The 11,518-nt window shown below is 64.8% G+C and carries 12 protein-coding genes and 1 pseudogene; 8 read left to right on the top strand and 5 right to left on the bottom strand.

All coding sequences use genetic code 11. The annotated features are described in order from the left end of the window. Together VFA16_RS15210 and VFA16_RS15205 are read left to right on the top strand one after the other, a co-directional pair. Window positions 1-656: pseudogene (locus VFA16_RS15210) on the top strand (elongation factor 4); the annotation flags it as partial. Window positions 657-659: 3 nt separating this feature from the next. Then, window positions 660-1,487 carry a sensor domain-containing protein gene (locus VFA16_RS15205; protein ID WP_324968621.1) on the top strand — a complete coding sequence of 276 codons (828 nt, stop codon included), beginning with the start codon at window positions 660-662 and terminating at the stop codon, window positions 1,485-1,487. Window positions 1,488-1,499: 12 nt separating this feature from the next. Here the strand turns inward: VFA16_RS15205 and VFA16_RS15200 are convergent, their stop codons facing one another. Continuing rightward, window positions 1,500-3,491 (bottom strand): glycoside hydrolase family 15 protein, encoded by a 1,992-nt coding sequence (locus tag VFA16_RS15200; protein WP_324968620.1) that lies wholly within the window; start codon window positions 3,489-3,491, stop codon window positions 1,500-1,502. A gap of 52 nt (window positions 3,492-3,543) precedes the next feature. Next, on the bottom strand, window positions 3,544-4,764 hold the full coding sequence (locus tag VFA16_RS15195) for an FAD-dependent oxidoreductase (RefSeq protein WP_324968619.1): 1,221 nt from the start codon (window positions 4,762-4,764) through the stop codon (window positions 3,544-3,546). 51 nt (window positions 4,765-4,815) lie between these two features. Here VFA16_RS15195 and VFA16_RS15190 point away from each other — a divergent pair, with 51 nt between their 5' ends. The 6 genes from VFA16_RS15190 to VFA16_RS15170 all read left to right on the top strand — a co-directional run bounded on the left by VFA16_RS15190 (window position 4,816) and on the right by VFA16_RS15170 (window position 9,167). Further along, window positions 4,816-5,007, top strand: coding sequence for a hypothetical protein (locus VFA16_RS15190; RefSeq protein WP_414687734.1), 192 nt, complete (start codon window positions 4,816-4,818; stop codon window positions 5,005-5,007). A gap of 141 nt (window positions 5,008-5,148) precedes the next feature. Beyond that, the gene (locus tag VFA16_RS23810; protein WP_414687733.1) at window positions 5,149-5,241 is read left to right on the top strand and encodes an Ms4533A family Cys-rich leader peptide; all 93 of its coding nucleotides are present in this window, start codon (window positions 5,149-5,151) and stop codon (window positions 5,239-5,241) included. Window positions 5,242-5,367: 126 nt separating this feature from the next. Beyond that, window positions 5,368-6,402 (top strand): sulfate ABC transporter substrate-binding protein, encoded by a 1,035-nt coding sequence (locus VFA16_RS15185; protein WP_324968617.1) that lies wholly within the window; start codon window positions 5,368-5,370, stop codon window positions 6,400-6,402. After that, window positions 6,399-7,271 (top strand): sulfate ABC transporter permease subunit CysT, encoded by an 873-nt coding sequence (cysT, locus tag VFA16_RS15180; RefSeq protein WP_324968616.1) that lies wholly within the window; start codon window positions 6,399-6,401, stop codon window positions 7,269-7,271. Before VFA16_RS15185 ends, cysT begins: the two co-directional genes overlap by 4 nt. Next, entirely contained in the window at window positions 7,268-8,083 is an 816-nt protein-coding gene (gene cysW / locus VFA16_RS15175) for a sulfate ABC transporter permease subunit CysW (protein ID WP_324968615.1), read from the top strand. Before cysT ends, cysW begins: the two co-directional genes overlap by 4 nt. Before the next feature lie 49 nt (window positions 8,084-8,132). Continuing rightward, on the top strand, window positions 8,133-9,167 hold the full coding sequence (locus VFA16_RS15170) for a sulfate/molybdate ABC transporter ATP-binding protein (protein ID WP_324968614.1): 1,035 nt from the start codon (window positions 8,133-8,135) through the stop codon (window positions 9,165-9,167). A gap of 79 nt (window positions 9,168-9,246) precedes the next feature. Here VFA16_RS15170 and VFA16_RS15165 read toward each other — a convergent pair whose 3' ends face one another. The 3 genes from VFA16_RS15165 to VFA16_RS15155 form a co-directional block, all read right to left on the bottom strand. After that, on the bottom strand, window positions 9,247-9,942 hold the full coding sequence (locus VFA16_RS15165) for a sirohydrochlorin chelatase (RefSeq protein ID WP_414687732.1): 696 nt from the start codon (window positions 9,940-9,942) through the stop codon (window positions 9,247-9,249). Further along, window positions 9,939-10,679 (bottom strand): phosphoadenylyl-sulfate reductase, encoded by a 741-nt coding sequence (locus tag VFA16_RS15160; protein WP_324968612.1) that lies wholly within the window; start codon window positions 10,677-10,679, stop codon window positions 9,939-9,941. Before VFA16_RS15160 ends, VFA16_RS15165 begins: the two co-directional genes overlap by 4 nt. Beyond that, a partial coding sequence (locus tag VFA16_RS15155) for a nitrite/sulfite reductase (protein ID WP_324968611.1) occupies window positions 10,676-11,518 on the bottom strand: 843 nt, incomplete at its 5' end. The genes VFA16_RS15160 and VFA16_RS15155, both read right to left, overlap by 4 nt.

Below are 11,518 nucleotides of genomic sequence, written 5' to 3'. Positions count from 1 at the left end.
ACCCGTCGGATTGGCCGCCGGGCAAGATCCGCTCCGTCTACGAGCCTGTGGTGAAGATCACGATCATCGCGCCCAGCGAGTTCATTGGCACGATCATGGAGCTGTGCCAGTCGCGCCGCGGCGAGCTTGGCGGCATGGACTATCTGTCGCCGGAACGCGTCGAACTGCGCTATCGAATGCCACTGGGCGAGATCATCTTCGACTTCTTCGATGCGCTGAAGTCGCGGACCCGCGGCTACGCCAGCCTGGACTATGAAGAGGCCGGCGAGCAGGAAGCCGACTTGGTCAAGGTCGACATCCTGCTGCAGGGTGAGCCGGTCGACGCATTCAGCGCGATTGTGCACAAAGATGCGGCGGCCGCCTACGGCCACAAGATGACCGCCAAGCTCAAAGAACTGATTCCGCGCCAGCAGTTCGAGGTGCCCGTGCAGGCGGCGATCGGCTCGAAAATCATTGCCCGCGAGAACATTCGGGCTATCCGCAAAGATGTGCTGTCGAAGTGCTACGGCGGTGACATCACCCGCAAGCGCAAACTGCTGGAAAAGCAGAAGGAAGGCAAGAAGCGGATGAAAACGATCGGACGGGTCGACGTGCCGCAGGAGGCGTTCGTCGCAGCGCTGTCCACCGACGTCAGCGGCGACAAAACAAAGAAGTAGCCGTTGACAGCCATCGCCGGTGGACCGCGCGTCGACTTGACGATCCGGGCGAAATTCGTTAGAAGACTCCAACTGCTGTGCACGCTGGAGGGCGCGAAGGTAATGAAAAGGGTCGGGCGTGTTGGGGCAATTGCGGCCTCTGTGATCGCCGCGCTGCTCGCCACAAGTTGCAGCGCCGTCGTCGCCGGCCAGGCGCGTCCCGTCGCCGGGATCGCACCGCGCCCGGTCATCGGGGTGACCATCCAGCAAGCGCTGCTAGGTAAGGCGGAGCTGTCCAAACTGCTCGACCAGTCGGTCAGCACTCTGCAACCGCCGCGCTACGGGGGCGCGACGAAGCTGTTCCGCAGCCTGGTGCCCGGCGCAGGCGATTGCTTGGGAGTGCTGGCTGAAATGCAGTCCAGCAGCTACCGCTCAGCCGACGTGCGCGACGTCGCATGGGAGAGCTGGCTGGATGCCCGGACGGCTCCTGCTGCGGTGATCGCCGTCGACGAGGGTGTGGTCGCGTTGCCGACGGCGGCAGAAGCCAACGCGCTGTTCGCCGCGTTCGCCGACCAGTGGAACCGCTGCGACGGCAAAGCCGCTACCTACCGCGACCAGACGTACCGCATCACCGACGTGCGCGTCGCCGACTCGGTGCTGGCGGCCACCTTGCAGACATCGCCCACCTTGGTGGCGCGGGCCATCGGCGTCCGGGTGAACTGCCTTGTCGAGGTCAAAGTTCCATTCTCCGCCGACGCCCGCTCGGCTCCAGGCTCGCCAGCCAGCGATCCCGAAACCAGAGCCATCGAGGTGGCGCGGCTGATGATGGACAAGATCAGCGATTTGAGCTGAGGCGGTCCGTCGCTACATCGGAGCGTTGGCCGGATGGAAAACCCCGGTGCTGTCGGCTTCTTCTTCGGCGCGGATGACGTGGACCACCGCATTGATCAAGGCCAGGTGGGTGAACGCCTGCGGGAAGTTGCCCAAATGCCGGCCGGTGCGCGGCTCGAGCTCCTCGGCGTAGAGATAGAGGGGACTGGCAAACGACAATAGCCGCTCGCACAAATGCTTGGCTCGGCTGACTTCCCCGATCTCGACCAGCGCGGAGACCAGCCAGAACGAGCAGATGGTAAAGGTGCCCTCCTCGCCGGTGAGCCCATCGTCGGTCTCCTCGACGCGGTAACGCAGCACCAAGCCTTGTTCGGTGAGCTGGTCGGCGATGGCCAGCACGGTCGCGCGCACCCGAGGGTCGTCGGCCGGCAGAAACCGGTTCAGCACCACCAGGAGCAGCGAGGCATCCAGTGCATCGCTCCCATAGGACTGGGTGAACACGCCGTGCGAGTTCACCCCGTGCTCGAGGATGTCGGCTTTGATCTCCTCAGCGATCGCCCGCCACTTCTGGGCATACGTCGTCTCACCTTGCCGCGTAGCCAGCTTGGCGCCGCGGTCCAGCGCAACCCAGCACGCCATCTTCGATGAGGTGAAGTGCTTGGGTTCCCCGCGGACCTCCCAGATTCCGCGGTCGGGTTCACGCCAGTGCTTGATCGCCTCTTCCACCTGGGCCTTGAGCACCGGCCACAGCGTTTCCGGAACCTGATCACGGGATCGGGAGTGCAGGTAAAACGAATCCAGAAGACTGCCCCAAATGTCGTGCTGGTCCTGGTTGTAAGCACCGTTGCCGATCCGGACCGGGCGCGCGTGGTCGTAGCCGGACAGATGGTGCAGCTCTTCTTCCTCGAGGATGCGTTCACCGCCGACCCCGTACATCACCTGTAGCGGATGACGCTCGCCGTTGTTGGCGCCGGAGACGTCGGCGATGAAAGAGAAGAAATCGTCGGCCTCGCGGTCCAGTCCCAGGGTGTAAAGGCCCCACAACGCGAACGTCGAGTCGCGGATCCACGCATAGCGGTAGTCCCAATTGCGTTGGCCGCGAGGAGTTTCCGGAAGCGACGTGGTGCTGGCCGCCAGCAGCGCGCCGGTGGGCGAGTAGGTCAGGCCTTTCAGCGTCAGCGCACTGCGTTGCAGGTACGCCCGCCAGGGGTGGTCGGGGAAGTTGCCGATGTTGATCCACTGCCGCCAGCATTCGGTGGTCTGCCACATCTTCTCGGCCGCGTCGGCGTATGTCTGCGGCGCCGGGTGCCTGGACCAGCTCAAGGCGACGAACACGTCGTCGCCTTCCTTCAGCCGGGTGCGGGCTCGTGCTTCACGGCCCTCCAACCCGATGCGCAGATTGGTGGTCAGCCGAAGCGTCGGATGAGCGTCGGGATCCGTTTTCGCCCGCGCGACGGCCTCGCCGTAGGCGGCGGCGGAGTATTCCCACGCCGCGCCGATGCGGTGGTAGTCGAACGCCGGCTCGCAGCTCATCATCAGCTCGACGGTGCCCGAGACGCAGCGCACGGTGCGCAACAGGATGTGCTCGGCGTCCCAGTCCATCGGCGTGCGGCGATGGGTGTGCGAGCGCCGGTCGATGTCGTGCCAAGGACCCATCACCAGCGCGTCACGCACGATCAGCCAGCCGGTGTGGGTTTGCCAGGTGGTCTCCATGATCAGGCTGCCGGGCAGGTAGCGGCGAGCCGAGGGCACCGACACGCCGTAGGGGCCGAGCCGGAAATGCCCTGCGCTGCGGTCCAGGATCGCGCCGAACACGCTTGGCGAATCCGGCCGCGGCACACACAGCCATTCCACCGACCCGGTCGGCGAGATCAGGCACGTCGTCTCACAGTCGGACAAGAAGGCGTAGTCCGCGATCGGCGGGAACGGGTTGCGCAGCGACCCGCCCGACGGGAACGGCACCGGAGAGGTAACGGTGAGCGGTGCGGCGTCAGCCCCGTCGGCAGGCTCCGCGTGCAGGACCATGCCGACATCATCATCTGCCGACCTACCCGGCGTCCACTGGTGGCGGGGCACGTCAGCGGCGCGCGAAAGCCGGAGCATGTTCCGGCCGGACTCCGACACCTATGAAATACGCGGGCAGGACCGAAAGCCAGGGCATCCGAGCGACCAGCCCGAGCACGGCCGATTGGCTCGGGTCCTCACCTTGAAGGATCGGGTCGAGGATTCGACGGTGTAACACCTGCTGCACTGCTTGGGTGACGGCGGCGGGCAAGGCACGGCGCCGACGCACGGCGCCAAGGTGTCGAGCAGTGACACGGTGGTGGCGGAGGGGTTCGGCAAGTAAGGCCGCGGCGGCCACAGCATCTTGGACCGCAAGGTTGATACCGACGCCTCCCAGCGGCGACATTGCGTGGGCAGCGTCACCGATGCACAGCAGCCCGTCGGTGTGCCAGCGATGCAGCCGATTGACCCGCACGTCGAGGTGCTTGATGTCGTCCATGGACTTGAGTGCGTCCACCGAGTCGGCCGCTTCGGGCACGAGTTCTGCGACGTCGCGGCGAAACGCATCGATCCCTCGCGCGCGGAGGTCGGCGTCGGTGCCCTTCGGCCCGATATAGGCGATCTGGAAATAGCCTCGCCGCGGAATGACAACGAGCGCCTTGGCCGGTCCGATGCGGGGCAAGAAGGAGAATTGCGCCGTGCCTTGGTAGGGCAGCCTGAACCACCACGCGTCGAAATTCACCGGGTATTCGCGGCCCTTCAGCCCGGCCGACTGCCGCACTGTAGACCAGCGGCCGTCGCAGCCCACGGTCAACTCCGCACGTAGTTCGCCGGGCCCGTCTGGCCCTTGGTAGCGCACACCGGTCACCCGGTTGCTCTCCCGCAGCAGTCCGTTGACCTCGATGTTCATCCGCAGGGTAAAGCTCGGCTCGGTTTGGGCAGCTTCAGTGAGCAGGTTCAGCAGGTCCCACTGCGGCACCATCGCGACGAACGGATGCGGTTGGCGCAGCCGTCCGAAGTCGACATAGGTGACCGGCCGCCCGTTGGATTCCACCGTCGCATTGCGAACCTCGCTGTAGGGCAGCGCGGCAAAGCGTTCCCACAGGCCCAGTTCGTCGAGGAGCCGAAGCGTAGTGGGATGCACGGTGTCACCCCGAAAGTCGCGGAGGAAGTCGCGGTGCTTCTCCAGCAGCGTGACATCCACGCCGGCCCTAGCCAGCAGAAGCCCGAGCACCACCCCAGCCGGGCCACCGCCGACGATCGCGCAGGTGGTTTCTTCGGACGCTGGGGCCATCCGCTGAGGTTACGTTGGTTTAGGACGCTTGCGGCGAATAGGGTGAGCCCGGTGGACGGGCTCCTGAGTTGGTGGGACGGCGTCGAGCTGTGGTTGTCCGGGCTCGGCTTCGTGCTGCAGACCATTGTGGTAATGCCCGTCGTGCTGGCCCTGGTCTACCTCATTGCGGTGGCGCTTGACGAGATGCTGGGCCGCGGTATCCGGCTGATGCGCCGCGCCCGCCATGACGAGGATGCCCGATGACCGGAAAAACCGGCCTGCCCCGCTCCCAGGTGACCCTGATACTGATCGTGCTGGTGGTGCTGGTGATCGTCACCTGGCTGCTGACGCGTTGACCCCGCGCGAACAGAGAGCGGGCAGCCACATTCTGTTAGGCTTCGCGCCATGCAAGCAGCGTCCGGCAATCGAGAGTGCTACGTCTTGGCACTCATTGCTGTGGGGGATTGCGCTGTGAGCGATGTCCACTGTTGTCGCTGACGTCCTGCCCGCGCGCGGTTTGGTCTCGAGCCTTCGGGAAGTCGCTACGTACTGATTCTCCGAAACGCCAGCATCCTTCCCGCAGCGTGGGACTCGTTAAACAGAAGCCGCACGGAAAGGTCGCCAATGTTTGACAACGCCGGATGCCTCCGACGCTGGCAGCATGTGGTTGCGGTTGCGGTGACCGCGAGTGTGGTTGCGGCGTGTCATGGTGGCGCCAGCGACGTCGTCGGCGGCGCAGCCGGCAACGCGCACACCAGCATCACGTTGGTCGCGTATTCGGCGCCAGAACCCGGGTGGAGCAAGGTGATTCCGGCGTTCAACGCTTCCGAACAGGGCAAGGGCGTGCAGGTGATCACCTCATACGGGGCATCCGGCGACCAGTCGCGCGGTGTCGTCGACGGGAAGCCCGCGGATTTGGTGAACTTTTCGGTCGAACCCGATATCGCCCGACTGGTCAAGGCGGGCAAGGTTTCCAAGGATTGGGACAAAGACGCCACTAAGGGAGTCCCCTTCGGGTCGGTGGTGACCTTGGTGGTGCGTGCCGGTAATCCCAAGAACATCAAGGATTGGGACGACTTGCTGCGTCCCGGTGTCGAAGTCATCACTCCCAGTCCCCTGAGCTCCGGGTCGGCCAAATGGAATCTGCTCGCCCCGTATGCCGCCAAAAGCGGCGGCGGCCGGAATACCCAGGCGGGTATCGACTTTGTCAACAAGTTGGTGAATGAACACGTCAAGCTGCGGCCTGGATCGGGCCGGGAAGCCACCGATGTCTTCGTGCAGGGCAGCGGCGACGTGTTGATCAGCTACGAAAATGAAGCGATCGCCACTGAACGCCAAGGAAAGCCGGTTGAACACATCAACCCGTCACAAACCTTCAAAATTGAAAACCCGCTGGCGGTGGTGACCACCACCAGTCATCTTGACACTGCTACCGCGTTCAAGAACTTCCAGTACACCGCGCAGGCCCAAAAGCTCTGGGCGCAAGCCGGTTTCCGTCCCGTCGACCCGGCAGTGGCCGCCGACTTCCGAAACCAGTTCCCGGTACCGGTAAAACTGTGGACGATCACCGACCTCGGCGGCTGGGACGTGGTCGATCCTCAGTTGTTCGACAAGAACACCGGCAGCATCACCAAGATCTACATGAAGGCCACCGGATGACGACGACAATCACACCCGACCCAGAGGCGATCCGGCCGGAACTCGACCACCATGCGCGTCGGGGGCGGACCGATCTGCACCACCCCAGCACGTCGCTGCGCGTCGGCGTAGCGGTGGTGTGGCTTTCGGTGATCGTACTGTTGCCGCTGGCCGCGATTGGCTGGCAGGCCGTCGGTGGCGGCTGGCGGGCGTTTTGGCTGGCGGTGACGTCGCATGCCGCGCTGGAATCGTTTCGGGTGACGCTGAGCATTTCAGCGGGGGTAACAGTGCTCAACCTTCCGTTCGGCCTGCTGGTTGCTTGGGTTTTGGTGCGTGACGACTTTCCGGGCAAGCGGTTGGTCGACGCGATCATCGACCTGCCGTTCGCGCTGCCTACCATCGTCGCCAGCCTGGTGATGCTGGCGCTTTACGGCCCGCACAGCCCGGTGGGGTTGCATCTGCAGCACACCTCGTGGGGCGTGGGTGTGGCGCTGGCATTCGTGACGTTGCCGTTCGTGGTGCGGGCCGTGCAGCCGGTGCTGCTGGAAATCGACCACGAGACCGAGGAGGCGGCTGCGTCGCTGGGAGCCAACAATCCGACGATTTTCACCGCGGTGGTGCTGCCGTCGCTGACCCCGGCGTTGCTATCGGGTGCGGGCCTGGCGTTTTCGCGCGCCATCGGCGAATTCGGTTCGGTCGTGCTGATCGGAGGCGCGGTGCCGGGCAAGACCGAAGTGTCCTCGCAGTGGATTCGGACGTTGATCGAGAACGACGACCGCACTGGTGCTGCCGCGATATCCATTGTGTTGCTGGCGATCTCGTTCGTGGTCCTGTTCATCCTGCGCACTTTGGGTGCACGGGCGGCCAAACGGGAGGAGCTGGCCGCATGACGATTTCGCCGCGGGTTGCCTACCTCATCCGATTTCTGGCGCTCGGTTACGTGTTCGTCTTGGTGATCGTTCCGGTCGCGGTGATTCTGTGGCGAGCTTTTGCACCGGGTTTGGGCCAGTTCTTCGCCTATGTCAGCACCCCCGCGGCGGTGTCGGCACTGCATTTGTCGCTTTGGGTGGTGGCGATCGTGGTGCCGCTGAACGTGATCTTCGGTATTCCGACAGCATTGGTCTTGGCGCGCAACAAGTTCCGCGGCAAGGGTGTGCTGCAGGCCATCATTGATCTGCCGTTCGCGGTTTCGCCTGTGATCGTGGGCGTGGCGCTTATCGTGTTGTGGGGTTCGGCCGGTGTGCTGGGCTTCGTCGAACGAAACCTCGGGCTCAAGATCATCTTCGGCTTACCGGGCATCGTGCTGGCCAGTATCTTCGTCACCTTGCCGTTCGTGATCCGCGAAGTCGAACCGGTGCTGCACGAGCTTGGCACCGACCAGGAGGAGGCGGCGGCGACCCTGGGTTCTAGCTGGTGGCAGACGTTTTGGCGGGTGACGTTGCCGTCTATCCGGTGGGGACTGACCTACGGGATCGTGCTGACCATCGCGCGCACACTCGGCGAATACGGCGCGGTGCTGATGGTTTCCTCTAACCTGCCAGGCACGTCGCAGACACTGACCTTGTTGGTCTCTGACCGCTACAACCGGGGCGCTGAATACGGGGCGTATGCACTGTCGACGCTGCTGATGGCGGTCTCCGTGGTGGTTCTGATCTTCCAGGTGGTCCTCGACGCGCGGCGCGCACGAAAGGAAGTGCCATGAACCGCGCCGCGACGATGCGAAAGCGATGCGATGAAAAGGAGCGGCGCTTATGACTGACGCGATCATCGTGACCGGCGCCTACAAGAGCTACGGCGACTTCGTCGCGCTCGACAACATCGACTTCACCGTGCCCGCCGGTTCGCTGACCGCGCTGCTGGGTCCTAGCGGTTCGGGTAAGTCGACACTGCTACGGGCCATCGCGGGCCTCGACCAGCCCGACCGCGGCACGATCACGATCAACGGCCGCGACGTCACCCGCGTGCCACCGCAGCGGCGTGGGATCGGATTCGTGTTTCAGCACTATGCGGCGTTCAAGCATCTGACGGTGCGCGACAATGTGGCGTTCGGGCTCAAGATCCGCCGGCGCCCCAAAGGCGAGATCAACAAGAAGGTCGACAACCTGCTCGAGGTCGTCGGGCTGAGCGGATTCCAAAACCGTTACCCCAACCAGCTTTCCGGCGGACAGCGCCAGCGGATGGCGTTGGCCCGCGCGCTCGCCGTCGACCCGCAAGTGCTGCTGCTCGACGAGCCGTTCGGTGCGCTGGACGCCAAAGTTCGCGAAGACCTGCGCGCCTGGCTGCGCCGGCTGCACGACGACGTGCACGTCACCACGGTGCTGGTGACCCACGATCAGGCCGAGGCCCTCGACGTCGCCGACCGGATAGCGGTTCTCAACAACGGCCGCATCGAGCAGGTGGGCTCGCCGACAGAGGTCTACGACACCCCGGCCAATGCGTTCGTCATGTCGTTCTTGGGAGCGGTGTCCTCATTGAACGGCACCTTGGTGCGCCCGCATGACATCCGGGTCGGTCGGCGTCCCGATATGCAAATCGCGACCGGTGACGCGGCGGCGGAGGCCACTGGGGTCATCCGAGCCACGATCGACCGGGTGGTGATGTTGGGGTTCGAGGTGCGGGTCGAGTTGACCAACGCCGCCAGCGGCGCGCCGTTCACCGCCCAGATCACCCGGGGTGACGCCGAAGCACTGGGGTTGAAGGAGGGCGACACCGTCTACGTCGCACCTACTCGGGTGCCGCCGATTGCCGGCGAGGCGACGGTGCCGAAAGCCGACGCACTGGCGTAGACGTCTAGGCTGCGGGCGCCGAGATCTACGTTTTGCAGGCCGCTACTCGAATTGCCGCTGAACGTCGATTTCGACGACGTTAAGCTGCTACCCGGTCGGAAGCCACGGCTGCGTCGAAGCGGTCCAGTACGGTCTCGGCGACCAACCGGTGGGCACCGAGTGGGGCGGCCATGGGAATGCCTGCGGCGCGGGCGAACTTGCGCACCCGATCGGTCAACCGTCCCGGTGCCAAGAACCATGGCGCGATCACCAGTCGGCGCGCGCCGTGTCGCCGCAATTCGGTGGCGGCTTCCCCCAACGTCTGAGGCGTCGTGGCGAACGCTGTCGTCGCACCTGCCCAATGGGTACCGGCCGCCAGCCTGGGTGCCACCGAAGCGGTGCGGGCATTTGCGTCGGCGTGCGACGAGCCGATGGCCACCACCAGCACGCCGAGCTCACTATCGCGCCTGGAAATTCCCGCCGCACTAAGCCTTTCGCGCAGGACGGCCACCAGCCGCCCGTCTTCGCCGAGCACATCAGCCTGGCGCACACCGGTTACAGCCGCAATTTGTCGGGGAATGTCGATACGCGCGTGGTAGGCGTCGGCCAACAACAGCGGGGTCACCACGGCGCCCGGTGTCAGCACGTCGACGAGCCGTGGGCTGTTCAGCTCGCAGAACCCCACGCGCACGTCGACTCCGGGTCGCATGCGCATCAACTGGCCAGCGACCGCCCGGGCATTGGCGGCCGAGCGCGGATCTGCGCTGCCGTGCGCGGCGAGTACGAGCGCGGTCACGATGCGTGCAGCCCGCATTCTGTCTTGTTCAACCCTCGCCAACGCCCGCTGCGGGGATCGGCGCCATCGACGGGCTTGGCTGTGCACGGAGCGCAACCGATCGATGGGTAGCCTTCGTAGACAAGGGGGTTGACTAACACATCGTGTTCGGCAATGTAGTCGTCCATATCCTCGTCGGTCCATGCGGCCAGCGGGTTGACCTTCACGAGCTTGAACTGCTCGTCGTACGTGATCAGCGGGGCGTTAGCGCGCGTCGGCGCCTCCACCCGGCGCAGCCCGGTCACCCACGCGGCATAGCCGCGCAGCGCTTTGGATAGCGGAGCGACCTTACGTAACCGGCAGCACTCATTGGGGTCACGCGCGAACAGGTTCTTGCCCAGCAGTTGATCTTGCTCGGCCACCGTGTGCTCGGGAGTGATGTTGAGGACGTGCACGTCGTAGACGGCCTCGATCGCATCGCGGGTGCCGATCGTTTCCACGAAGTGATATCCGGTGTCTAAGAACAGCACTGGAACGCCGGGGCGAACCTTGGCGGCCATATCGACCAGCACGGCGTCTTGCATGTTGGAGGCCACCACGTAGTTGCAGGTCGCCCAGCCTCGTGGCCCGTTGACGCCGCCGAAGGTCTCGTCGGTCCAGCGCAACAGCTCGGTGGCGCTGGCGCCGTCCAGCTCTTTGGCGCCGCGCTCCGCGAGCTGACGAAGCTGTGCCTCAGTCCAATTGGTTGAATCGCTCATCGCAGATCGTCCTCGTCGGCTCGCATGGCCCACTGTGCGAACCGTTCACCCTCATTGCGGTGCTTGACGAAATTGCGCACCACTCGGTCGATGTAGTCGCCCAGCTCGCCGCTGGTGACCTTGTGCTGGCGCAGCTTTCGCCCGAACCCGCTGTCTGCGCCGAGGCTGCCGCCCAGATGTACCTGGAATCCCTCGACGGATCCGCCGTCGCCGTCGTCGATCATCTGGCCCTTGAACCCGATGTCGGCGACCTGGATTCGCGCACACGAGTTCGGGCAGCCATTGATGTTCACTGTGATCGGCACGTCGAGCTGGGCGTTGATGTCATCCAGCCGCTTTTCCAGCTCAGGCACCAAAACCTGTGCGCGGCCGCGGGTCTCGGCAAACGACAGCTTGCAGAACTCGATCCCGCTGCAGGCCATCAGGTTGCGGCGCCAGTGCGACGGCCGCGACGGCAGCCCGAGTGCATCGAGGCCGGCGACGAGTTGGTCGAGATTGTCGTCGGGCACGTCGAGGATGATCAGCTTCTGGTATGCGGTGAACCGGGCCCGGTCCGAGCCGGCGCGCTCCATGAGGTCGGCCACCGCCGACAGTTTGGTGCCGGAGACCCGGCCAGCGATCGGGGCGACTCCGACCGCGTTGAGCCCGTTCTTGAGTCGCTGCACGCCGACGTGGTCGATCGGGTGCTTGGCCGGTTCGGGGGCGGGCCCGTCTATCAGCGGCCGTTTCAGGTACTCCTGTTCGAGAACTTCACGGAACTTCTCGACGCCCCAGTCCTTGATCAGGAACTTCAGCCGGGCCTTGGAGCGCAGCCGCCGGTAGCCATGGTCGCGGAAGAT

The sequence above is a fragment of the Mycobacterium sp. genome, from assembly GCF_035653355.1.
Lineage (GTDB): Bacteria > Actinomycetota > Actinomycetes > Mycobacteriales > Mycobacteriaceae > Mycobacterium.
The sequence above is the reverse complement of the archived record's forward strand: the minus strand, read 5'-3'. Positions and strand labels throughout refer to the sequence as shown.

Coding starts and splice junctions, on each gene's coding strand:
- VFA16_RS15200 (WP_324968620.1), bottom strand. CDS start 3,491: ATGGTCCTGCACGCGGAGCCTGCCGACGGGGCTGACGCCGCACCGCTC.
- VFA16_RS15195 (WP_324968619.1), bottom strand. CDS start 4,764: ATGGCCCCAGCGTCCGAAGAAACCACCTGCGCGATCGTCGGCGGTGGC.
- VFA16_RS23810 (WP_414687733.1), top strand. CDS start 5,149: ATGCAAGCAGCGTCCGGCAATCGAGAGTGCTACGTCTTGGCACTCATT.
- VFA16_RS15185 (WP_324968617.1), top strand. CDS start 5,368: ATGTTTGACAACGCCGGATGCCTCCGACGCTGGCAGCATGTGGTTGCG.
- cysT (WP_324968616.1), top strand. CDS start 6,399: ATGACGACGACAATCACACCCGACCCAGAGGCGATCCGGCCGGAACTC.
- cysW (WP_324968615.1), top strand. CDS start 7,268: ATGACGATTTCGCCGCGGGTTGCCTACCTCATCCGATTTCTGGCGCTC.
- VFA16_RS15170 (WP_324968614.1), top strand. CDS start 8,133: ATGACTGACGCGATCATCGTGACCGGCGCCTACAAGAGCTACGGCGAC.
- VFA16_RS15160 (WP_324968612.1), bottom strand. CDS start 10,679: ATGAGCGATTCAACCAATTGGACTGAGGCACAGCTTCGTCAGCTCGCG.